Consider the following 22043-nt stretch of genomic DNA (forward strand, 5'->3'; position numbering starts at 1 on the left):
AAGGCCGGCCCCTTTCCAAGACAAGGAAACCGGCCTCGGGCCGTTACGGCTCAAACCTGAGGAACCCTCAAACAATTACCGACCCACGCACCTAGTCCTCAATAGTCACGCCGCGCCAGACCGCTGTCATCCAAAGACCCAACCGTCACTCAGGTGTTACGTAAGCGCCTGAAATGCCGCCGTCAACCAGGAAGGTCGAGGCGGTGATGAAGGATGAATCGTCGCTGGCGAGGAAGGCGACTGCTGCTGCCAGTTCTTCCGGTTCAGCGAACCGGCCCAAGGGAACGTGAACGAGGCGGCGGGCTGCCTTCTCGGGATCCTTGGCGAAGAGTTCCTTCAGCAGGGGCGTGTTGACGGGTCCCGGGCAGAGTGCGTTGATCCGGATTCCCTGTCGGGCGAATTCGACGCCGAGTTCCCGGCTCATGGCCAGCACTCCGCCCTTGGAAGCGCTGTAGGAGATCTGCGAGGTGGCAGCACCCATGACCGCAACGAACGACGCCGTGTTGATGATGGAGCCCTTGCCTTGTGCCTGCATGTACGGGAGTGCGTATTTGCAGCAGTAGAAAACGGAGGTCAGGTTCACTTCCTGGACTCTGCGCCACGCATCAATCCCCGTATCGATGATCGAGGCATCGTCTGCCGGCGAAATTCCGGCGTTGTTGAAGCTGATGTCCACGCTTCCGTACGTTTCATTGGTGACGGCGTAGAGGTTCTTCACTTCCTCTTCGCTGGTGACATCCACCTTCACATAGAGGCCGCCGACCTCGTCGGCAGCCCGCTGCCCAGCGGTTGGGTCCAGATCTGCGATGACCACATGAGCCCCTTCTGCGGCGAAGCGGCGAGCTGTGGCGAGCCCGATCCCGCTGGCGCCGCCGGTGATGACAGCGCTGCGTCCCTTGAGGCGGTTGGAAATTACTTCAATCATTTTTTCTTCCTTTTGTGGTGAGGACGTTATGGGTTGGTGGAGATGAAGACGTTTTTTGTTTCGGTGAACGCGTTCAGGGCGTCCGGGCCGAGTTCCCGTCCGAGTCCTGACTGCTTGAATCCGCCAAAGGGCGTGGAGTAGCGCACCGAGGAGTGGGAGTTGACTGAGAGGTTTCCCGACTCGAGTCCCCGGGCCATCCTCAGCGCCTGACCGATGTCCCGTGTCCAGATGGATCCGGACAGGCCGTAGATCGAGTCATTCGCCAGGCGGAGTGCGTCGGCTTCGTCCTCAAAGGGAACGACTGCCACGACGGGGCCGAAGATCTCCTCATGCATGACCCTGTCCTCGCGGGAGGGCGTAAGAACGGTGGGGGGGAACCAAAACCCCTTGCCGTCCGGCGCGGATCCCTGGAAAGCCACAGATGAGCCGTCCGGGACGAAGCCGGAGACTGTGCGGTGTTGGGCTGCGGAAATCAGCGGCCCCATGAACGAAGCCTCGTCGCTGGGGTCGCCGACCCGCAGGGCTTTCACTACGGGTTCCAGGAGCTCGAGGAATTTTTCATAGACGCTGTCCTGGACCAGGATTCTGGAGCGGGAGCAGCAGTCCTGCCCGGCGTTGTCAAAAGCGCCTCCGGGTGCCGCTGCGGCAGCGGCTTCGAGGTCCGAATCCGCGAAGATGATGTTGGCGCTCTTGCCGCCCAGCTCCAGGGTCACGGGCTTGACCTGCTCAGCGCAGCCGGCCATGATCCGCTTACCGACGCCGGTTGAACCAGTGAAGACAACCTTCCGCACTGCAGGATGGGTCACGAATCGTTCCCCGACGACTGAGCCCTTGCCCGGGATGATCTGCAGGACTCCTTCGGGCAGGCCTGCCTCCCTTGCCAGCTGTCCGAGCCGGATGGCAGTCATGGGAGTCAGTTCCGCCGGTTTCAGAACGACAGTGTTGCCAGCGGCAAGGGCGGGGGCGAAGCCCCACGCGGCAATGGGCATGGGGAAGTTCCACGGAACGATTACCCCAACGACCCCGAGGGGTTCGTTGAAGGTGATGTTGACCCCTCCAGCTACTGGAATCTGCTGGCCGAGATGCCGCTCGGGGGCTGCGGAGTAGTACGTCAGGACATCGCGAACATTCCCTGCTTCCCATCGGGCGTTACCGATGGTGTGCCCGGCGTTGCGTACCTCCAGCTGGGCAAGATTTTCCAGGTCGGCGTCTACTGCCGCAGCAAACCTGCGCAGCAGGAGAGCCCGGTCTGCAGGGGCAACATGGCGCCAGGTCTCGAATGCATGGACGGCTTTTTCGATTGCCCTGTCAGTGTCCTCAAGTGTTGCAAGGGTTATGGTCTCGATTACCTCTTCCGTTGCCGGATTCAGTACGTCAAACGTGCTGGTGGACATTGCCGAGGCTCTCCGTTCGATTTTTGCGGTAGTTGGTTGCAGCCTCAATGAACCCATTGAAAAGCCGGAGGTCGTTGGGATTCTGTTCCGGGTGGAATTGGACCCCTAGTGCCCATCCGCCCGTTGCCGTTTCGAGGGCTTCCACCGTGCCGTCGGCCGCCGCCGCCGTGACGGAAAGGCCGTCAGCGATCCGGTCCATGGCCTGGTGGTGGTAACAAGGTGCGCTGGCCGATGCTCCCAGCAGATGCCGGCTGATGCTGCCCGGCGCCGTCGTGAACTCCACGTTGCCGAATACGCCCGGCGCCGGTTGGTAGTCCGCCTCCGGGTTCACATCGGGGATGTGCTGAATCAGCGACCCGCCCATGGCGACATTGAGGATCTGGGCTCCCCGGCAGATGGCGAAAAGGGGGACTCCGGCGTCCAAAGCTGCCTTGGTCAGGGCGATATCGTGCACGTCCCTGGCCGGTTGGGCGCGGGTGAGCCGGTGGGGCTGCGCCCCGTACTGTTCAGGGCCCACGTCGCTGCCTCCGGAGATGATCAGTCCGTCCAGGACCTCCACGATCGATGGGTCAGTGCCGACCGGCGGCAACAGGACAGGAGTGCCGCCGGCAGCGACGACCGCCTGGACGTAGGTTCCCGGCAGAACTGCCGCATCCGCTGTCCAAACGCCCCAGGAAGCCTGCTGAAAGTAGGTTGTCAGCCCGATCCGTGGACGGTAGCTATCAGAGCCGTTCAAAGACACGCTTGCGCTCCCAGTCCGTTACGGCGCTGTCAAAAGCCTTCAGCTCGACATCCGCTGCGAAGACATAGTGGTCCACAACTTCATCGCCGAAGGATTTGCGTGCAATCTCGCTGTTGGTCAGCAGGGCACGGGAGTCCCGCAGGTTGGTGGGTATACGATCTGCGTCGGACTGGTAGGCGTTACCGGTCATGATCGGTTCGAGGGGGAGCGCGTTCTCGATACCGTGGATGGCGGCGGCGATGAGTGCGGCGGCAGCGAGATAAGGGTTGACGTCCCCGCCTCCAACGCGGTTTTCCACGCGGAGGCTGGGACCGCGGCCGACGATGCGCAGTGCACAACTGCGGTTGTCCAGCCCCCAGGCGATGGCTGTGGGAGCGAAGCTGCCTTCTACGAAGCGTTTGTAGGAATTGATGTTCGGGGCGACGAAGTAGGCCAGCTCCTTCAGTCCGGCGAGCTGGCCTGCGATAAAGTGCTCCATGACAGGGCTGAAGCCTTGCTCGCCATCCCCGGCCAGGACCGGATTGCCGTCCAGGTCGGTCAAGCTGAAGTGGATATGGCAGGAACTGCCTTCACGTTCGTTGTACTTCGCCATGAACGTAATGCTCTTGCCCTGTTGTGCGGCGATTTCCTTGGCCCCGTTTTTGTAGAAAACGTGGTTGTCGCAGGCAGTAAGCGCTTCTGCGTATCGGAACGTGATTTCCTGCTGGCCCAGGTTGCACTCGCCCTTGGAAGATTCAACGACCAGGCCTGCCTTTTCCATGCCCGTTCGAATGCTTCGGATGACCGGTTCCAGTCTTGCCGTGGCCAGGAGGGAGTAGTCCACGTTGTAGCGGGTTGAGGGGGTGAGTCCCTCGTATTTCTTGTCCCATGCTTCTTCGTAGGTGTCGTCAAACATGATGAATTCGAGCTCAGTGCCGATATGGGCGCGGTATCCCAAGGCCTCCAGGCGTTCGATCTGCGCGCGCAGGATCTGGCGTGGGGACTGGGAGACGGGACGGCCGTCCAGCCAGAAGATGTCGCACTGGATCATGGCAGTGCCTTCCAGCCACGGCACCCGGCGCAGGGTGGAGACGTCGGGCCGCATCACCATATCTCCGTAGCCGTTCGCCCACGAGGACATGGAGTACCCGTCAATGGTGTTCATCTCCACATCCACGCTGAGTAGGTAGTTGCAGCCTTCGGCCCCGTGCCCCAGCACGTCTTCGAGGAAAGACCTTGCCCCGCAGCGTTTACCCTGCAGGCGTCCCATGGAATCGGTGATGGCAACAACAACGGTGTCGATGTCACCGGAAGCGACCAGGTCCCGCAGTTCATCGACGCCGAGTTGGCCTTGGGAGGATGTTCCGGTTGTTTGATTCGTCATTTGATTTCCGTAACTTTGATCGTATTTATGAGGGAGATGTTTGGACCGCGGGACGCGTTTCAGCTTTTGAGTTCGGCCTCGGCTGCGGCCAACTGCGCGAATTCCTCTTCGGGAGCGCCTGCAACGATGCGGTGCCGGCTGTAGAACCAGTAGTAGAGGAGCGCGGCGCCGAAGATTGCAGCTGTTATGGATGCGGCGAATACGTCGACCACAAATGTTGCGACGACCGCGACCGCAGCAAGAACCAGCGCGATTGAGGTGGTGGCGACCCCGCCGGGTGTCCGGTAACCGCGGGGCAGGTCCGGTTCCTTCCTCCTCAGCACAATGTGCGAGAGGTTCAGGAGGACATAGGAGACTGTTGCACCAAAGACGGCGATGTTGATCAGGAGTGCGCCGTCACCGGTTATTGCTGCCAGCAAGAAGCCGATTGAGCCAGGGACGATCAGTGCCCAATAAGGAGTCCGCCGGTTGCCTGTCAGGGACAGCCATTTGGGAAGATACCCTGCCCGGGACAGTGCGAAGAGCTGGCGGGAATAGGCATAAATGATGGAGAAGAAGCTGGCTACGAGCCCGGCGAGGCCAGCATAGTTGACGAAGTCTGCCAGGAAGGTGTTGCCACCGTACGCCAGGCGCAGGGCTTCCGGGAGGGGGTTATCGGATTCACTCATTGCGGCTGACCCTGCGGCGCCCGGAACGAGTACGAGCATCAGGGCCGCGAAGACGACCAGTATCACCACGGCGACCATGATGCCCCGGGGCATGTCCTTCTTCGGGTCGGCGGTCTCCTCAGCGGCCAGGGGAACCCCTTCGACTGCAAGAAAGAACCAGATGCCGTACACCAGTGCACCAACGGCGCCGCTGATTCCCATCGGCAGGAAAGCGCTCGAGGTGGGTGAGCCGTCCGGGACTATGTCAAAGAGGTTCTGGACGCTGAAATGCGGGATCAGTCCCACGACTACCGCCACCAGGGCGACGACAGCGACTGCGGTGATCCCGAAGATCATTTTTAGGGCTTCGCCCACTCCGCGGAGATGGATTCCAACGAAGATTGCATAGGTCACCAAATAGACCGGCCAAGAGTTGGTCAGGCCGAAAAGTCCCAGCGCTTCAACGTAGCCGCCAATGAAAATGGCTATCGCAGCGGGTGCAACGGCGTATTCAATGAGCACGGCCATTCCGGTAGCGAATCCGCCCAAGGGGCCCAGGGCCCGGCGGGCGAATCCATATCCCGCGCCAGTGGCAGGAAGTGCCGACGATAGCTCGGCTAGGCCGAAGGCCATACACGTATACATGATGCCCATGAGAACAGTTGCAATGAGGAGACCGCCCCATCCGCCTTGGGCGAGGCCGAGGTTCCACCCTGCGAAGTCGCCGGAGATGACGTAGGCAACTCCGAGTCCTGCAAGCAGGATCCACCCCGCGGCCCCGCGTTTCAGTTGCCGGTGCTGGAGATATCGCTTGTCGTCGGTAAGCTGGGCTGAATCAGAGGATGCCACTGTAGTTCCCATCGTCCAAAGGTATTGGTATGAAATAAGACCATAAGCTCGTTACAGTGTGTGCCAGATCACGAGAACGGTCAAGGGGTTCTTTGGTTTCGGCCAACTTTTCCCCGGTTCAACCGTGCTTCCGGCCGGCGCGGCGGTTTTTCCCGCTTCAATGGGCCCCCTGCCATAGGCCTGTTTTTGGACCGATTAGGATAAGCGTATGGAAGAGGAACTACTCGGAAGCCCCGCCCCGATTCTCCGCCCCGTCCGGCACGGCAACGCCTTCGAGGAAACCATCGAACGCTTGCTCCAGAACATCAAACTCGGTCTGTTCGGTGTAGGGACCAAACTGCCAGCTGAACGGGAACTTGCCGAGATGCTGGGCGTATCGCGCGCTACCCTGCGGGATGCCCTCGCCGAGCTGCAGAAGGCCGGATACGTCGAAGTTCAGCGCGGCCGCTATGGAGGAACGTACGTGTGCAGCCGGCCCCCTGCAGGTTCGGGGTCCTACCCGGAACTCGATCCGGCCGAGGTAGACGACGTCCTAACCTTTCGCGGCGTACTCGAGCCGGCGGCCGCATCCTTGGCGGCCAGGGCGACGTTATCACCTGCCCAGCGCGGTCACCTGCTAAGGACTTTGGCCGAGGTGGCCAGTGCACCTGCGAATCTGTACCGGCCGAAGGACGCAAGATTCCATGTAGCGATCGCAGAAGTGGCTGGATCGCCAAGCCTTGCGCTCGCGGTGGCGGATGTCCGCTCAAAGGTAAGTGACCTGCTGGACCGGATACCTCTTATCCAGCCCAACCTGGAACATTCCAACCGGCAGCACCAGGAAATCGTGGACGCCATACTCCGGGGCGACGATGAGGCAGCTTTCAAGGCGACGCAAGATCATCTGCAGGGAACAGCGTCGCTGCTACATGGATTCCTCGGATATTCCCAGCCTGAGGTTTCCCCGCGGCCGACTGCATCACAGCGTTGAGTTGACACGGCTTCCCCGCTGAAACTCCTAAAAGTATCGCGGAGGACGTCCGCCTGGGCCTGGAGCCCCCTCCCAAAGCCCGATCCCCTTAAGGTTGACGGCAGGACTGAGGAACAGGAACGTGCGGAGATCCTCCGTACCTACCGGACCCAGCTGTAGGCCCTGGTGGACGGCGACACCGCAGCCCTGGGGGAGTTGCTCACCGCCGCTGACGCACATGACCCGCTACCTCCAGCCCAACCAGGAATGGCTGGCCGAGATGCACGCCGGGCTGCCTCGCCCACGCGTAGGGGCGCCGGCCGGCCGCTTTGCAGGAAAGACCGTCATCGTCACCGGAAAAGACCGTCATCGTCACCGGCGCCGCCTCCGGCATCGGCCAGGCCACCGCCCTGCGCGTCGCCAAGGAAGGCCAGCACCGGCTACGTGGTCAACGTCGCCTCCGAGGCCGGCCTGCGCGGTTCCGCCGCCGGTGCCGCCTACACGGCGTCCAAGCACGCCGTCGTCGGCCTGACCAAGAACTCGGCTGTGATGTACGGGCCCAAGGGCTTGCGCTTCAACGCCGTGGCCCCGGGCCCCACCATCACCAACATTGTGGCGAACTGGGGGTCCCAGCACCATCCTCGCGTCCGACGGCGGCTGGTCGGCGCTGTAGGGGAGTGGCACCCAACGCGAGCGGACGACGGCGGGAAGTGCCGCCGTCGTCCGCTCTACCTGTTTCGAAGCTTAGGGTCAACGATCTCTGTCCGGATCACTGCCGCCAGCGTCTGGACCGTTGTGGTGATCCCGGTATTCCGCTTGATTTCCTTGCGGATGATGTCCAGCACCGAGTCGGACAGGATGACGTCTAGCAGCGCATCCGGCGACGTTGCCGCGCGGTGCTTCCACAGCTCATCGATCCGACGGCGCTTCAGCGCCTCCCGGTGGAGGAAGAACATTTTGTCCGCTTTTGCCTCCAGCGATTCAGGGCCGAGGAGGTCAACCTCGAAGGCGAGATTCAAAATCACGGGGAGCCCACCGGTCAGGTGGTAGGCCTGCCAGACCTGGCCGTTGGTGAGGATCATCCATTCCACACCCTCGTTGACCGCATACATTTGGACCTGGCGAAGGTGGCGCTCATTCAGTTTCTGGCTCACCCGCTTGACCTCGATGAAGGCAATCAGCTGCTTGTCAATTCTGACGCCGTAGTCCGCGAAATCCTGCTTGACCATGTATTCGGTGGTCAGGTCGCGGAATTTGTCATAGCCCAAACCCTCGCAGAGCATGTCCGTAATCAAGAGGCGGGTGTCGCCCTCATTGGCGTCACGGGTGAGGAGATCGTGGAGTGGTCTGGTGAATCGCTGCACGGCACTTTTAACCTGCTCATGGGCCTCGGACTCCCACTTCGGTCCCTTGGCACTGGTGGGCGTGGGTTTGATCTCCGCGATGACTGTGACGGCTTCGGCGGCGTGGCTGCTTCCGTGTTCGGTGTCCGGGGAAACGACCGCCACGAGGCTTACTTCCATCACCGGCGGCGCTGGCGCGTCGGCTGAATTTTCGTCGGGTGGAACGACTTGGAGAGCGTGGGCCGCACGCACGGGACGCGACAATTCGTCGGGGAGCTGGACATGTGGGTCCACGACACCAAAAGCCGCTTGTTTCAACAGCCACTGGATTGTCGGCAACCATGGCTGGACGGCCTCCCTGCTCACCCCCGGGGCCTCGACGGTCCTGGCCGCGGAGATGGCCTCCAGATCGGCGATGCGCGGAACGATGTGACCCTGCCCAGCTGCCTCAGTCGCCCACTGAGACAGCACCTGCAGACGCGCCTGATACTTGATGTCTGTCATTTTTCCCCCAATTGAATTCAATCCTTACTGGAAATTGACTTCGTGTGAATGCCTTCCAGCAAGAGCCGTCCTGCGGTTGAGATTCGCCAATTAGACGAGACCATACACGGCCGCCTTGTCCGGCTCCGCCCGCGCCACGGCTCCAATTCGAGCTCAAGAAGCCGCACGCGAAGTGTTCTCGAACGCATCTGGCTGGTCGTCGGTTATTCCGGTCGTAGCGCCAGTCCATGCCTTCGCCGCCTCTTTGCTCCTGCCGCCAGCGTCAGGCGGCTTCGCCATCACCTCGATTCCGGCTAGGATCGCTCTCGAACCCGCCTGATCGGCATGGTCCGCGTCCTCACCCCCACTAACTTCATAGGTACGCACGGAACTAGCGCACGGCCGGAGTCGTTGGGACCTGAGAACACGAGTATTCAAACTAGCTGGAGGTTGAGAAAATTATGGGATTGAGCTTGCAGAAGGGCCAGTCGCTGTCGCTGACCAAAAAAGACGGCGGTTCGCTCAATAAGACCAAGATGGGGCTGGGCTGGGACTCGGCGGCCCCGGTCAAGAAGGGCTTTTTCGGAAAGGCCAAGTCCGTGGAGGTCGACCTCGATGCGTCGGCCATTTTCTTCGACGCGGCTGGCAAGTCGCTGGATCAGGTCTGGTACAACCAGCTGCAGAGCAAAGACGGCTCCACGCGTCATACCGGGGATAACCTGACGGGCGACGGCGACGGCGATGACGAGACCATCCTGGTCAATTTGGAGCTCGTCTCCCCGGCAGTGGCACACATCGTCTTCGTCATCAGCAGCTACACCGGCCAGACCTTCGACCAGGTGCAGAATGCCTTCTGTCGGCTGGTGGACGACTCCACGCCAGGAAGCCCGGAAATTGCCAAGTACCAGCTGACCGACTCGGGGACCCATTCGGCCATGATCATGTCCAAAGTATCCCGTGACGGCGCGGGCTGGACCTTTAAGGCCATCGGGGAGCGGGCCCAGGGCCGCTCGGTCGCGGATCTGATCGCACCAGCTGCCGCCGTCCTCTAGTCGTTCGAAGGATCCCTTATTGTGTCGAGTCTGACCCTTACCAAAGGTAATAATCTCTCACTCACCAAGGCAGATCCGTGGCTCATCGTTGTTTCCATCGACCAGGCGGATGCCCGCGGCCAGAACTTCGGCCAGATCCGTGGCGCGTACTGCCGTGTGCTGAACCAGGACACGGATCATGACGTGGTCCGCTACGATTTGAGCGAGGACGCGGCACCTGAAACGTCGATGATTTTCGCCGAGATTTACCGCAACCGTGCCGAATGGAAGTTCCGGGCGGTTGGCCAAGGCTATGCCACGGGCCTCCACGGCATCGCCACCGATTTCGGCATTTCGCTGGACTAGTTCGCAAGATCGATTCAACACGAAGGAATGGTACAAACATGGCAGGACTAACCCTTACCAAAGGCAGCAATCTGTCCCTGACGAAGAGCGCACCAGGACTGACGAAGGCTGTGGTCGGGCTGGGCTGGGACCCGCGTACGACGACGGGAGAACCTTTCGACCTCGACGCCTCCGCCCTCCTGGTGGCGGCCGACGGCAAGGTCCGGTCCTCCGCGGACTTCATTTTCTACAACCAGCCCGCTGCCGCGGACGGCTCCGTCAGCCACCTGGGGGATAACCGGTCCGGCGAAGGCGCCGGCGACGACGAACAGATCCTGATCGATCTCTCCCTGGTTGCTGCCGACGTCGAGCGCGTTGTCATCGTGGTCTCCATCGACCAGGGTGAGGCACGCGGCCAGAACTTCGGCCAGGTGCGCAGCGCCTACTGCCGGGTGGTCAACCAGGTCGATGACAAGGAAATTGTCCGCTACGACCTGAGCGAGGACGCGGCGCCCGAAACGTCGATGATTTTCGCCGAGGTCTACCGCAACAACGGGGACTGGAAGTTCAAGGCCGTCGGACAGGGGTACGCCACGGGACTCGCCGGCATCGCCAAGGACTTCGGCGTCGACCTTAGCTGATGAGTGTCCCGGACTGACTACTTCCGCTCCGCATCGTTTCCACATGAGGTGGTGTCCCGGCCAATCGAAACCGGGACACCACCGATCTCTCGAAAAGGCAGCATCATGAATTCTCCGTTGACTCCCCCCGACGCCGCAGAGGCTTCATTGGTGCTTCAGGCTCCGGACGCCCCCGCCATAGTTCAGCCCGAAGACGCTCCAGGCATGGTTCCGGTCCCCGACGAACGAAGGGCCGAGATCAATAGGCAGGCCAGAGAGTTCGTGGCCGGTCTGGCCCAACTTGACGCGCGCAGCCCGGAGTTCTCCGCACAGGTCGATGGCATCAATAAGATCGGCAGCGCCGAGATCACAGCGTCCAGCAACTCCTCCAGCAGGCTGCTGGAGCGTTCCTCGACGTCCGTTGCCGGCGCCAAGAAGTCCGGGAGCAGCGCTCAGGTTGCGGTCGCCAACACCCTGGGTGAGCTGCGGAGCACTGTGGAGGACCTCACTCCCAACCAGGCCAACATGAGCGTGGGCAAGAAGATCCTGGGCTTCATCCCCGGCGGCAACAAGCTGGCCAAGTACTTCCAGAAATACGAGTCGGCGCAGACCCAGCTGAACCAGATCATCAAGGCCCTGATGACGGGCCAGGACGAGCTGCTCAAGGACAATGCCAGCCTGGCCAACGAAAAAATCCAGCTCTGGGAAACGATGCAGGCGTTGAGCGAATATGCCGTCTTCGCCAAGGCACTGGATGCCGCCTGCGTGGAGAAGATCGACTCCACCCGCGCCGCCGGGCAGATTGCCGAGGCGCAGAAGATGGAGGCGGACGTCCTGTTCCCCGTGCGCCAGCGCCACCAGGACATCCTGACCCAGCTAGCCGTCTCGGTTCAGGGGTACCTGGCGATGGACCTGATCCGTAAGAACAACGTTGAACTGATCAAGGGTGTGGAGCGGGCGCGGACCACCACCATCTCTGCCCTGCGCACTGCGGTGATCGTGGCCCAGGCCCTGGCCAACCAGAAGATGGTCCTGGACCAGATCGACGCCGTCAATACCACCACCAACAACATGATCCTGAGCACCAGCGAAATGCTCAAGGACCAGACTTCCCGAATCCACCAGCAGGCTTCCAGCTCCGGGGTCAGTGTGGAGACGCTCCAGAAGGCCTTCGACAATGTCTTCGCCACGATGGATGCCATTGACACCTTCCGGTCGGAGGCGGCCAAGAACATGGAGAGCACCGTCGGGGCCCTCGAGGCCAGCGTGCTGAAGGCCAAGCCGTACCTGGAACGCGCGCGGCAGGGCCAGACAGACTAAGTGACGGCGGAAAGCAGCAGGCGGTACCGCCGTGATTGGTAAGTTCATCGGCTCCCTGTTCGGCGGCGCCCCTGTGCCGGGCATCACCGAACAGGCTCCCGAGCCAACGGCCGACGCCGAGATGGCGCAGACCGCCGGATCCTTGGACAACCTGCGCAGCGCCATCCGGCGGGCCGGCGCTGAGCTGCCGACGTCGGTGTCCTCGCAGTTGCGCCAAATCGACGATGTGCTGCGCCCGCTGGTGAGCCATATGGCCGAGCAGGGGGCTTCGATGGAGCAGCAGGTGCTGTTGAATTCCATCGTCTGCAGCTATATCCCGGATCCCCTGCGCACGTATCTGGCGCTCCCGGACAGTGCCAGGACCGAGGAGTCCGGGCCGACGCGGCTGCTGGCGGAACAGTTCGCCACGCTCGAGGAAATAGCTCGTGACCTGGCCAATCAGGTGCGGATCGGTGCCATTGCCGAGCTGTCCACCCACGGCCGGTTCCTCGAGGATAAGTTCGCGCCGTCCAGCCTTCGTCTGGAAGGCCGCTGATGGGCAATCTTGTGGCCGGGGCCAACGCCGCGCTGACGGCCGAGAACCCGGGACTGAGCAAGATCCTGGTCGGCTTGGGCTGGCAGTCCATCCCCAGCCGGGGGCCCCAGTCCGAGCTGGTTCCCTTGGCGATCATGTGCGACGCCGGCGGCCGGGCCGTCTCGAACGATCACCTGGTATTTTTCAACCAGATCGCCAGCCCGGAGGGCTCGGTGGCCTTCGCCGGCACCGACGACCAGGAGCAGATCGACGTCGACCTGTCACTGGTGCCGGCCAGTGTCGCCAAGATTACGTTCATTGTCTACGTGGACCCCGATCTCCGCGGGCCCGGCACCTTCTCCGCCATCCGCGGCCCGTACATCCGGGTGGCTACCGCACAGAATAAGGAGCTGGTGCGCTTCGATATTCCCCAGTCCCCGCAGGACAACATCACCGCCATGTTGTTCGGCGAACTGTACCGCCACCGCGAGGACTGGAAGTTCCGGGCCCTGGGCCAGGGCTACACGACCGGCCTGCGCGGCGTGGCAGCCGACTTCCGGTTCGATGTCTAAGCGATGGCACTGAACAGGTCCAACATCCGCACGGACATCACCTACCTCAGCCGGCGCGTCAAGCCAGCCGCCCGCGCTGAAACATCCGCCCCGGCAACATCCGTCCGGGCGGCAGCGGCGCCGTCGTCGCCGGTTTCCCCGGCCGCAGACCCGACCACCCCGACAGCCGCCCCGTCGCTGTCCCTGAGCCGATCGCCCGCGCCCACACTCCCAGCAGCAGCCACCACGTCAGCCACCTCGACAGCGTCCCCATCGACCGGAGCCCGGCCGATAGCCGCGGCTCGGCCCACCAGGCTCTTTCCGGCTCCTGGGATCGGTGCGACGAGGCTGCTCGACGCCCAGACGCCGATGATCCGCCTTGACCCGCGCCAGTCGGCGATTGGCACCCTGCTGGTAACGGGGGCAACCTCGGCGGCATGGGAAAGCTCAGAGCGCGTGACCGGGGCCATCACCGTTGACGGCGCGGTCTCCGGCACTCCCATCAAGTGCTCGGGAAACCGTCCGCTAGTGGGCTACGTGGACGGGACGGCAGTGGTGGCGCTGCGGCATATCCGCGAACTGCGCCGGGCGCTCTTTGTCGGACCGTATTCGGCCCCCCTGACCGTGGAGATCTTCGACGGCGGCACCGTGACGCTGCCCGCAGCCGACGGGGAGCTCAGATACATCCTGTCCCTGACCGCGATCGATGGAGTCATCGAGCTGCGCGCTGAACCAGTGCCGGCCCGCGCCGACGCCGCCTTGCTCTGGCAGGAATTCGGCTTTTCCATGACCACCCAAGCTGCCGCCCGTCGGCAGGGACCCTGACGGGACGGCATGCGCCATTTCAGTTTTCTAAGCGACGAGCATGCCTCGCGCCTTTTCCACATCGCTCCGCAGGAGCTGAGCCGGGGCTCCGCCCCCGCGCTGCTGGCCGTGGCCCTTGGCGCCACGCTCTACACTCCGGCGGACCGCCCGAACCTGGCGCAGGATATCCGCAAACAGGCGGCCCGCGGCTGCCTGAGCATGGTGATCTGCCTCGAGGATTCCATCGCCGATGATGCGGTGGACTCCGCCGAGACCAACGTCGTAAACACGCTGACCCGGCTGCATGCCGGTTCCGCCGGGCCGCGCCGCGGGAGCGGCATCGGCAGCGACGATGGCGGGAGTGGCGACCCCGAAGGCGCCTTCCACTCCGACGAGGGGCCTTTGCTGTTTCTCCGGGTCCGTACCCCGGAGCAGATGCTGAGCCTGGCCCGCCGCTGCGGCAAGGCCCTGGACCTGCTGATGGGCTTTGTTATTCCGAAGTTTGAGAATGAGACTGGCCAGGCGCAGCGGTTCCTGGATGCCCTGCATAACATCAACGCTTCCCACGGGGGCGGCCGCAGGCTGCGGATCATGCCCATCATGGAATCGCCGGTCATGATCCACGGCGAGACCCGGGCCAGTACCTTGTCCGGTATCCGCGACGTGCTGCAAGCCAACCGGGAGGATGTTCTGGCCGTCCGCGTGGGCGCCACCGACATGTCCAGTGCTTTCGGCCTGCGCCGCTCCCGGGACCTGACCATTTATGACGTCAAGGTGGTCGCCTCCGTGATCGGGGACATCGTGAATATGCTGGGCCGGCCGGACAACGGATTCGTGATCTCCGGCCCGGTCTGGGAGCACTACAGCAACAGCGAGCGCGTGCTGCGCCCCCTGCTGCGGCGCACTCCCTTCGCCGACGCAAATGAGATGCCCCTGCGCGATCGGATTCTGACGGCCAACCTCGATGGGCTGATCCGCGAAATCGAACTGGACCTGGCCAACGGGCTGCTGGGCAAGACGGTCATCCACCCCACCCATGTCCCGCTGGTCCATGCCATGTGCGTCGTCAGCCACGAGGAATACGTGGACGCGCTGGAGATCGCCGGCAAGAACGGCGGCGGCGCCTCGGCCTCGCCGTACGGCAACAAGATGAATGAGATGAAGCCTCATCGGGCCTGGGCCGGCCAGACGCTGCTGCGTGCCGCAGCCTTCGGCGTTGCCGCCGAGAACATCACTTACGTTGACCTTCTGGAAGCGAGCATGAATTGAGCCAGCACCCCTGGACCGGCGGCTTTGTGCGGGACGCGCTCGGCGTCGGCATCAAGACGGACCACTCCGCTAGCCTGCTGCCGGTCGAGGACCTGGTGGGACTGGCGCTGCGGCGCAACCCCAAGCGGGCCCATCTGCTGGTGTCCCAGGTGCTCGGCAAACACGTCCCGTCGGAACCCGGGCTGGTCATGGCCGCCGGTGAGCTGCTGGGGGTGCTCGCCGGGGAGGCGCTGTCCGCCGCCCCGGAATCACTGCCGGCCGCTCGGACCATTGCTGCCGGGCTCGCCGCGGTCCTGCGAGGGGAAACGCACGACGACGGCCGGCGGGCGGCGTTGCAGAGCCTCCGGCGACAGCTCGCCGGGTTGAAGTCCCGCAACCCGCAGATCATTACCATCGGCTACGCGGAGACGGCCACCGGCCTGGGACGGCTTGTGGCCGACACGATCGGCTCGTATTACATCCATTCATCCCGGCACGCCCCGGCGGGTGCCGCCGCCTACGGGTCCTTCGAGGAATCACATTCGCACGCCACCTCACACCGGCTGCTCCCCACGGATCCGCGGCGCCTGAACGCCCCTGAACCGGTGGTGCTGGTCGACGACGAACTCAGCACCGGGGCCACGATCATCAACACCATCACCGAACTGCACGCCCTGGCGCCCCATCCCAGCTACACGGTGGCCGCACTCGTGGACCTGCGGACACCCGGCGACCGGGCAAGGTTCGACGAACTGGCGGAAAGGCTCGGAACCCGCATCCGGGTGGTGGCGCTGGGCACGGGGCAGATCACCCTGGGCGCGGACATTCTTCAGCGTGCCGAGGAGGTGGTGGCCGCACTGCCGCAGGCGCCGGCAACCCCCGATTGGTCACCCGGAACGGTGACCTTCCTCAAGCCCGGGACGGTCGGGGCAGCTGTCCGCAGCGACCGGTTCGGCAACAGCGGTTCCCCCGCCGCGGCTACGCTGGCCGACGTCGGGGAGTCGATCCACCGGGCCCTTCCGCAGGCGGCCGGCGCGGAGTCCGTTCTGGTCCTGGGCAGCGAGGAGTTCATCCACGTGCCCCTGGCCGTGGCCGATGCACTGGACCGGCTGAATCCGGACCGCGGCGTCCGGTTCTCCACTACCACCCGATCTCCGATCGTCGCCCTGGACCGCCCGGATTACGCCATCACGGGCACGGTGCGGTTCGCCAGCCATGACGTCACCGTGGACGGCCCCGGTGTGCGCTTCGCCCACAATGTTTCCTCCGTCGGCCGCAGATTCGGCACGATCGTCCTGATGCCCGAACCCGGGACCCCCGCGGAGGTCCTCTCGGGTCCCGGCAGCGTGACGGAGGCGCTTGGCGCCGTCTGCAGCGCGGTCGTCGTCGTCCTCCTGCCCGCCTCACCCGTCCTCCCGGCGCCGCTGGCCGGACCGGCGTTCGGTTCCTACGCACCGGAGGAAGTCACCTGGTTGCTCAAGGACATCGGTGATGCCGCGCTGGAAGCGCCCGCGGCCGATCGTGAAGCCGCGATGCAATCGGGCGGGGCGAGCTATGCAGAGTCCCTGCCGATCGAATATTCGCCCTCGCAGCAGTACCAGCAGCTGTACCGGGACGCCTTGAAACGCTCCTCCGCGCGCGTCGCGCAGGCCGTGGGCACCGTGACCGAGATGGCGCTGGCCGCGCGCCGGAACCGGCCTGTGTTGGTTTCCCTGGCCAGGGCCGGCACACCGGTCGGCATCCTGATGCGCCGCTGGGCCCAGCAGATCCACGGCATCGACCTTCCCCACTACACGATGAGCATCGTGCGCGGCGTCGGGCCGGACCAGACGGCCCTGCGATACCTGGCCGCCCACCATGATCCGGAGCAGATCCTCTTTGTGGACGGCTGGACCGGAAAGGGCGCGATCACCCGCGAGCTCTCGGCCGGCCTCGACCGCTTCGCCGAAACCGACGGTATTGCCTTCCCGAAGGACCTCGCCGTGCTCGCCGATCCCGGGCACTGCGCCGCCATGTACGGCACGCGCGAGGACTACCTCATACCCTCCGCCTGCCTGAACTCGACGGTGTCCGGGCTCGTGTCCCGCACGGTCTTCAACACGGAGTTCATCGGCCCAGACGACTTCCACGGGGCCAAGTTTTACCACCAGCTGCGCGGTGACGACGTCTCGCGGGAGTTCTTGGCCGCAGTCTCTGGCCATTTCCCAACCGTCGAAGCGTTCGCCCGGGCAGAAGCCGGGGCGCTGCTGGCCGCGGACCGGACGCCCACCTGGGCCGGCCGGCTCGCCGTGGAAAGCCTCGGCCGGGAACACGGGATCCACGACCTGAACCTGATCAAACCCGGAGTCGGTGAGACAACGCGGGTGCTGCTGCGCAGGGTGCCGTGGAAGATCCTGGTGCGTCCTGATGCCGCGCCCGAGATAGCCCACATCCTGCTGCTGGCTCAGCAGCGCGGTGTGGCGGTGCTGGAGGTGCCGGGCCTGCCCTTCAGCTGCGTGGGGCTCATCGATCCGACGTTCAGCGGGGTATCCGGCGCCGATGGAGTCACTGCGGCGGCCGCCCTGTGAATTCCGTCCTGGTGGCCTCGGACCTTGACCGGACCCTCATCTACTCCGCGAAGGCCTTCTTTCTGGACGTCCCCGACCACCTGGCACCGGACATGGTGGTTGCGGAGCTCCACGAGGGGGTGCCGATCTCGTTTATGACCCGCACCGCCGAGCGGCTGCTGCTCGAACTGACCCGGACAACCATCTTCGTCCCAGTGACCACCCGGACCGAGGCCCAGTACCGGCGGGTCCGGCTGCCCGGTGCCGTGCCTGAATACGCGGTCACCACCAACGGCGGCGTCCTGCTCAAGAACGGCGAGCCGGACATCGAGTGGCAGACCACAGTCGGGCAACGGGTCTCGGAGGGCTCGGCGCCGCTGGCCGTCATCGAGGAATTTCTGTCCCGGGAGGCCTACCGGTCCTGGATTCTCCGGCTGCGCCAGGCCGAAGGGCTCTTCCTCTACGCCATCGTGGACCGGGAGCTCATGCCCGCGGAATTCGTGCGGGAGCTGGACGCATGGTGTGCCTCGCTCGGCTGGACGGTGTCCGTCCAGGGCCGCAAGCTCTACTGTGTGCCGCACGCGGTGACGAAGAACAGCGCCGTCGCAGAAGTCGCCCGGCGCACTGGGGCCTCCCGGGTAATCGCCGCCGGGGATTCGCTGCTGGACGGGCCGATGCTGGCCGAAGCCGACGTCGCCTTCCGTCCCTCCCACGGAGAACTCGCCGACGTCGACTTCCGCAGGGATCACCTGCGCGTCACCGATGCCCGCGGCATCCTGGGAGGCGAAGAAATCTCCCGGCGCATACATGCGCTGGTCCAGCACTAAGCAGGCGTCTACAGTCGGCCGCCTGCCCGGCCTTGGACACCGTCCCATCGACTCCCCGGCACCATTGCTTGCTTGCAGTGCGCGGGTTCACTATGGATGGAAACGGGACGGCCGGCACGGGCCGGAGCGCTCGCCGCCTGACGGCTCAAGGGAGATCCCCGCCCCGCCGGGACAGATCGAACCACTGCTGGACCGGGCGAAAGTTACAAACGCCTTAGCCACGCTGGACGGATTGGTCGGGGACGCCATGGATAGCACCGGGCTCCCGGGGATGGCCGTAGCCGTGGTGTATCGGGACGAGGTGGTGTACTCCAAGGGCTTTGGGGTCCGGGAGGTCGGAAAGCCCGAGGAGGTCGGTCCTGACACGGTGTTCCAGGTGGCTTCTGTGTCCAAGCCCCTGGCGTCCACAGTGGTGGCAGGGTTGGTGGGGCAACAGGTCATCAACTGGACCGACGCCGTCGTTCAACATAACAAGAGCTTCGCGCTCAAGGATGACTACGTCACGCGGAATGCGAGCTTTGCTGATCTGCTCTCACACCGCAGTGGGCTGAAAACGGGTTCGGGTGATCTGCTGGAGGACCTCGGATTCGATCGGGCGTACATCCTCGGCCACCTCCATCAGGAGCCCCTTGATACGTTCCGGTCCAGCTACAACTACACCAATTTCGGCTACACCGAAGCCGGCCAGGCGGCAGCCGATGCGATGAAAACAACCTGGGAAGATCTGGCCGACGAGGTCCTGTTCCGGAAGCTGGGCATGTCCGCCAGCAGTTACCGTCACTCGGACTATGAGAAAGCCACAAACAAGGCCATCCTTCACGTGCCGCTCGGGAACAAGGAGTGGGCAGCGAAATACCGCCGCAATGCCGATCCCCAGGCTCCGGCCGGCGGTGCGAGTTCGTCGGTGCGGGACCTGGCCCAATGGCTCCGGCTGCAGCTCGGAAACGGCAGTTACGAGGGCAATCCCGTTATTGATCCGGCTGCCCTCCAAACAACCCACGTTCCCCATATAGTCTCCGGTCCGACGTCGGCTCCGGCTGCCCGGTCCCGCTTCTACGGGCTGGGCTGGAACGTCTCCTACGATGACCAGGCCCGTGTCCAGCTGGGACACTCCGGGGCATTTAATCTTGGCGCAGCCACCGCCGTCTCGATGCTTCCAGGTGAACAACTGGCCATAGTAGCCCTGACCAACGGGCGCCCACAGGGAATTCCTGAAGCAATCGCTGCTGGCTTTCTAGATGCAGCCCAGCGCGGATCGCCCACGGTCGATTGGCTGGCATTCACCGCTGGCGTCTTCAAACAAGTTGATGAGTCCGAGAAGCCTGAGGTCGACTACACCAAGACTCCGGCTACCCCCACTCCTGCCAGGACAAACAGTGCCTACACAGGCACCTATGACAACTCCTACTATGGCCAGCTTGTGGTCCTCGAAGACGGCGGGAAACTGGCCATGAGACTGGGACCGCCTGGCAGTCCCACGACTTTCCCGCTTACCCACTTTGACGGCGACACGTTTAGCTTCGAATCCATCGGAGAAAACGCCAACGGCCTGGCCGGTGCACTGTTTGCAGGAGCAGGCAGCGGCTCCTCGCCAAGCGTCACCCTGGACTTCTACGACAGGACCGGGCTGGGGACATTCACGCGGGCCTCGTGAGGCTGCGGACGACGGCGGGACGTCCCGCCGTCGTCCGTTTCCGTCCATAAACAGGAGATGGGCAGAAGGCGCCGTCGACGCTAGTAAATCCTCATTGTGGTGGGCGCCCAACAGGGCCACCATGTTCGTATGGACGCTGAAACACCGAAGGCGGCGGAGCTGAACCTCCCCCAGGCTTTCCTTCTTCTGGCAACGAACGACATGAACGGCAAGCCTGAAGTGCCGGTGTTCGCACTCAGGACCACTGTGGCAGGGGCAATATTGGCCGAGCTGGACCTGATCGGTGCGATCGAGCTGCAGGGGAAACGCATCAGGGCTACCGGCGACGCCCCGGCAACGGACTTCCAGCGCGAGCTGGAACTCATTCGTGGCAAATCCCGGCCCCACACTCCCAAGGGGTGGGTGGGCATGTTGGAGGGCCGCGCCGTAGTGCAGCGCGTCAACGAGGCGATGGCGTCACTGGGCATCGTGGAACATGTCGGCGAAAAGCACCTGGGCCGGTTCCGGGCCGTGCGGTACCCGGAGAAGGACCATGCTCCGGAGGCGGCGCTCCTGGAAAAGATCCAGGCCGCCCTCAGCGGCCCGCCGTCCGAACTTGAGCCGCCGGATACCACGGTGCCGGATGCAGGGTCTGATGCGGGGGCGTCCGAGGCCACGAAGCCAGCTGCCGGGGCGCCTGATGCCAAGCCTGATTCGAAGGCACCCGATGCCAGGACCATAGTGCTGATCGCCCTGCTTCAGGCGGCCGGAATGCTCGGCAAGCTCTTCCCAGCGGCAGATCTGACCCGGGCAACTGAGCTGTCGAAGGACTATTGGCCGTCCCGCGCAGTGGAGGACGAACTTCGTATGATCAGACTGGCGGAGCAAGAAGCCGCAAACCTGTGATTCGACTACTTCACAGTGACCACAGGTCCTTGAGCAGTTGCTGCACGTGCTCCGGCTGCTCGACGTTGGCGAAGTGGCCGCAGCGCGGGATCGTCACAGTCTGCACGTTCGGCACCATCGCGTCCAGCCGGTCCAGGTCGGACGGAGACGTAAACACGTCACTGTCCCCGCGGGTCGCCAGCACGGGGCAGCGGACGCCGCGCCACTGGTCAAATTCGTAGTGGGCCACTGCCCGGGCGGCCGCGGAGAAGCTGGCCGGACGGGCGTCATGACCGAGCCCGCGGATCACCCCTGCGGATATGCCTGCGGGATCGGCGAACAGCGGTGACGTCAACGGTCCCATCACAGGGGTGGCGCCGACTGCACGGACCAGGGCCGGCCCTGCCGGACCCAGGGACGCCAGTGAGCGCATGAGCAGCCTCATGCCGGCAAACGCCGGGAACCTAGACAGGCTGCGCAGTGGCTCGCGGGCGGCCTCAGACACGCCGAATGTCGTGGCCGAAATGGCGGCGACGCTCGCGGTCCGCTCCGGCCATGCCGCGGCAATATGCAACGCCAGGAAGCCGCCCATGGAGTGGCCCACGAGGTGCCATTGCGGGTAGCTGAGCCAATTCAACACCTCGGTGACGGCGCGTGCCATCGCCTCGATGGCGAAGTGTTCCAGTCGGGCACCCTTGGTGGATTCGCCCCAGCCCGGCAGATCAATCAGGACACGATCGCGGGGCGCTGCTGCGGAAACCAGCGGCCGGAAAGTAGTCCAGGAGCCCGCGGCGCCGTGAAGATACACCTCCGGTGTGCCGGACGCCGGCGACCCGCCACCGGAGGCCGGTTGGACACGCACCGTGCACGGGCCCAGCCCGGTTGGAATGATGTGCCGCCGCAACGTGGCCGCCCACGTCGCGGATTCCTGCCGAACGCTCATGCCCGCCTTCCTCTGGTGATCTCTACTGCTGTTGATCTCTATCAAGGATTCGGAGCCGTGGCGCTACTGGACCGGACTGGA

20 protein-coding genes and 1 pseudogene are annotated in these 22043 nt (G+C 63.9%); 14 read left to right on the forward strand and 7 right to left on the reverse strand.

All coding sequences use genetic code 11. The annotated features are described in order from the left end of the window. Positions 1 to 145: 145 nt before the first annotated feature. Genes ACVWY0_RS20040 through eat form a run of 5 tightly spaced genes read right to left on the reverse strand, consistent with a single transcriptional unit; the run spans position 146 to position 5932 of the window. Positions 146 to 925, reverse strand: a complete 780-nt coding sequence (locus ACVWY0_RS20040; RefSeq protein WP_104061652.1) for a 3-oxoacyl-ACP reductase — start codon at positions 923 to 925, stop codon at positions 146 to 148. A gap of 26 nt (positions 926 to 951) precedes the next feature. Beyond that, positions 952 to 2319 (reverse strand): aldehyde dehydrogenase family protein, encoded by a 1368-nt coding sequence (locus ACVWY0_RS20045; RefSeq protein WP_485838245.1) that lies wholly within the window; start codon positions 2317 to 2319, stop codon positions 952 to 954. Continuing rightward, entirely contained in the window at positions 2300 to 3061 is a 762-nt protein-coding gene (locus ACVWY0_RS20050) for a gamma-glutamyl-gamma-aminobutyrate hydrolase family protein (RefSeq protein ID WP_485838246.1), read from the reverse strand. The genes ACVWY0_RS20045 and ACVWY0_RS20050 overlap by 20 nt, the downstream gene beginning before the upstream one ends. Next, complete coding sequence (locus ACVWY0_RS20055) at positions 3042 to 4424, reverse strand: glutamine synthetase family protein (RefSeq protein WP_485838247.1); 1383 nt, start codon at positions 4422 to 4424, stop codon at positions 3042 to 3044. The genes ACVWY0_RS20050 and ACVWY0_RS20055 overlap by 20 nt, the downstream gene beginning before the upstream one ends. Positions 4425 to 4483: 59 nt before the next feature. Then, a complete protein-coding gene (eat, locus tag ACVWY0_RS20060; protein ID WP_485838248.1) occupies positions 4484 to 5932 on the reverse strand; it encodes an ethanolamine permease in 1449 nt (482 codons plus the stop codon). A gap of 196 nt (positions 5933 to 6128) precedes the next feature. Between eat and ACVWY0_RS20065 the strand changes: the two genes are divergently transcribed. Together ACVWY0_RS20065 and ACVWY0_RS20070 are read left to right on the forward strand one after the other, a co-directional pair. Beyond that, complete coding sequence (locus ACVWY0_RS20065) at positions 6129 to 6890, forward strand: FadR/GntR family transcriptional regulator (protein WP_485838249.1); 762 nt, start codon at positions 6129 to 6131, stop codon at positions 6888 to 6890. Positions 6891 to 7298: 408 nt separating this feature from the next. Next, a pseudogene (locus tag ACVWY0_RS20070) lies at positions 7299 to 7502 on the forward strand (SDR family NAD(P)-dependent oxidoreductase); the annotation flags it as partial. 95 nt (positions 7503 to 7597) lie between these two features. Here ACVWY0_RS20070 and ACVWY0_RS20075 read toward each other — a convergent pair. Next, complete coding sequence (locus ACVWY0_RS20075; RefSeq protein WP_485838250.1) at positions 7598 to 8716, reverse strand: type I restriction enzyme HsdR N-terminal domain-containing protein; 1119 nt, start codon at positions 8714 to 8716, stop codon at positions 7598 to 7600. 440 nt (positions 8717 to 9156) lie between these two features. Between ACVWY0_RS20075 and ACVWY0_RS20080 the strand changes: the two genes are divergently transcribed. The 12 genes from ACVWY0_RS20080 to ACVWY0_RS20135 all read left to right on the forward strand — a co-directional run bounded on the left by ACVWY0_RS20080 (position 9157) and on the right by ACVWY0_RS20135 (position 21040). After that, the gene (locus ACVWY0_RS20080) at positions 9157 to 9747 is read left to right on the forward strand and encodes a TerD family protein (RefSeq protein ID WP_485838251.1); all 591 of its coding nucleotides are present in this window, start codon (positions 9157 to 9159) and stop codon (positions 9745 to 9747) included. A 21-nt stretch (positions 9748 to 9768) separates the two neighbouring features. Further along, positions 9769 to 10092: a TerD family protein gene (locus tag ACVWY0_RS20085; RefSeq protein WP_485838252.1), complete on the forward strand. Its 324-nt coding sequence runs from the start codon at positions 9769 to 9771 to the stop codon at positions 10090 to 10092. A gap of 38 nt (positions 10093 to 10130) precedes the next feature. Further along, the gene (locus ACVWY0_RS20090) at positions 10131 to 10712 is read left to right on the forward strand and encodes a TerD family protein (protein WP_485838253.1); all 582 of its coding nucleotides are present in this window, start codon (positions 10131 to 10133) and stop codon (positions 10710 to 10712) included. 105 nt (positions 10713 to 10817) lie between these two features. Further along, positions 10818 to 12011, forward strand: coding sequence for a toxic anion resistance protein (locus tag ACVWY0_RS20095; protein WP_485838254.1), 1194 nt, complete (start codon positions 10818 to 10820; stop codon positions 12009 to 12011). A 31-nt stretch (positions 12012 to 12042) separates the two neighbouring features. Then, a complete protein-coding gene (locus ACVWY0_RS20100) occupies positions 12043 to 12546 on the forward strand; it encodes a hypothetical protein (protein WP_485838255.1) in 504 nt (167 codons plus the stop codon). Continuing rightward, positions 12546 to 13097 carry a TerD family protein gene (locus ACVWY0_RS20105; RefSeq protein WP_485838256.1) on the forward strand — a complete coding sequence of 184 codons (552 nt, stop codon included), beginning with the start codon at positions 12546 to 12548 and terminating at the stop codon, positions 13095 to 13097. Before ACVWY0_RS20100 ends, ACVWY0_RS20105 begins: the two co-directional genes overlap by 1 nt. A gap of 3 nt (positions 13098 to 13100) precedes the next feature. Beyond that, positions 13101 to 13901 (forward strand): hypothetical protein, encoded by an 801-nt coding sequence (locus ACVWY0_RS20110; protein ID WP_485838257.1) that lies wholly within the window; start codon positions 13101 to 13103, stop codon positions 13899 to 13901. 9 nt (positions 13902 to 13910) lie between these two features. Continuing rightward, the gene (locus ACVWY0_RS20115; protein ID WP_485838258.1) at positions 13911 to 15149 is read left to right on the forward strand and encodes an HpcH/HpaI aldolase/citrate lyase family protein; all 1239 of its coding nucleotides are present in this window, start codon (positions 13911 to 13913) and stop codon (positions 15147 to 15149) included. Beyond that, positions 15146 to 17695: a phosphoribosyltransferase domain-containing protein gene (locus ACVWY0_RS20120; protein ID WP_485838259.1), complete on the forward strand. Its 2550-nt coding sequence runs from the start codon at positions 15146 to 15148 to the stop codon at positions 17693 to 17695. The genes ACVWY0_RS20115 and ACVWY0_RS20120 overlap by 4 nt, the downstream gene beginning before the upstream one ends. Then, on the forward strand, positions 17692 to 18501 hold the full coding sequence (locus ACVWY0_RS20125) for an HAD family hydrolase (RefSeq protein ID WP_485838260.1): 810 nt from the start codon (positions 17692 to 17694) through the stop codon (positions 18499 to 18501). Before ACVWY0_RS20120 ends, ACVWY0_RS20125 begins: the two co-directional genes overlap by 4 nt. Positions 18502 to 18565: 64 nt before the next feature. Continuing rightward, positions 18566 to 20155, forward strand: coding sequence for a serine hydrolase (locus ACVWY0_RS20130; RefSeq protein WP_485838272.1), 1590 nt, complete (start codon positions 18566 to 18568; stop codon positions 20153 to 20155). 129 nt (positions 20156 to 20284) lie between these two features. Beyond that, entirely contained in the window at positions 20285 to 21040 is a 756-nt protein-coding gene (locus ACVWY0_RS20135; RefSeq protein ID WP_485838261.1) for a GOLPH3/VPS74 family protein, read from the forward strand. Positions 21041 to 21050: 10 nt separating this feature from the next. Here the strand turns inward: ACVWY0_RS20135 and ACVWY0_RS20140 are convergent, their stop codons facing one another. Further along, the gene (locus ACVWY0_RS20140) at positions 21051 to 21962 is read right to left on the reverse strand and encodes an alpha/beta fold hydrolase (protein WP_485838262.1); all 912 of its coding nucleotides are present in this window, start codon (positions 21960 to 21962) and stop codon (positions 21051 to 21053) included. Positions 21963 to 22043 lie beyond the last annotated feature (81 nt).

The sequence above is a fragment of the Arthrobacter sp. UYNi723 genome, from assembly GCF_054057635.1.

Coding starts and splice junctions, on each gene's coding strand:
- ACVWY0_RS20040 (WP_104061652.1), bottom strand. CDS start 925: ATGATTGAAGTAATTTCCAACCGCCTCAAGGGACGCAGCGCTGTCATC.
- ACVWY0_RS20045 (WP_485838245.1), bottom strand. CDS start 2,319: ATGTCCACCAGCACGTTTGACGTACTGAATCCGGCAACGGAAGAGGTA.
- ACVWY0_RS20055 (WP_485838247.1), bottom strand. CDS start 4,424: ATGACGAATCAAACAACCGGAACATCCTCCCAAGGCCAACTCGGCGTC.
- eat (WP_485838248.1), bottom strand. CDS start 5,932: ATGGGAACTACAGTGGCATCCTCTGATTCAGCCCAGCTTACCGACGAC.
- ACVWY0_RS20065 (WP_485838249.1), top strand. CDS start 6,129: ATGGAAGAGGAACTACTCGGAAGCCCCGCCCCGATTCTCCGCCCCGTC.
- ACVWY0_RS20075 (WP_485838250.1), bottom strand. CDS start 8,716: ATGACAGACATCAAGTATCAGGCGCGTCTGCAGGTGCTGTCTCAGTGG.
- ACVWY0_RS20080 (WP_485838251.1), top strand. CDS start 9,157: ATGGGATTGAGCTTGCAGAAGGGCCAGTCGCTGTCGCTGACCAAAAAA.
- ACVWY0_RS20090 (WP_485838253.1), top strand. CDS start 10,131: ATGGCAGGACTAACCCTTACCAAAGGCAGCAATCTGTCCCTGACGAAG.
- ACVWY0_RS20095 (WP_485838254.1), top strand. CDS start 10,818: ATGAATTCTCCGTTGACTCCCCCCGACGCCGCAGAGGCTTCATTGGTG.
- ACVWY0_RS20105 (WP_485838256.1), top strand. CDS start 12,546: ATGGGCAATCTTGTGGCCGGGGCCAACGCCGCGCTGACGGCCGAGAAC.
- ACVWY0_RS20110 (WP_485838257.1), top strand. CDS start 13,101: ATGGCACTGAACAGGTCCAACATCCGCACGGACATCACCTACCTCAGC.
- ACVWY0_RS20115 (WP_485838258.1), top strand. CDS start 13,911: ATGCGCCATTTCAGTTTTCTAAGCGACGAGCATGCCTCGCGCCTTTTC.
- ACVWY0_RS20135 (WP_485838261.1), top strand. CDS start 20,285: ATGGACGCTGAAACACCGAAGGCGGCGGAGCTGAACCTCCCCCAGGCT.
- ACVWY0_RS20140 (WP_485838262.1), bottom strand. CDS start 21,962: ATGAGCGTTCGGCAGGAATCCGCGACGTGGGCGGCCACGTTGCGGCGG.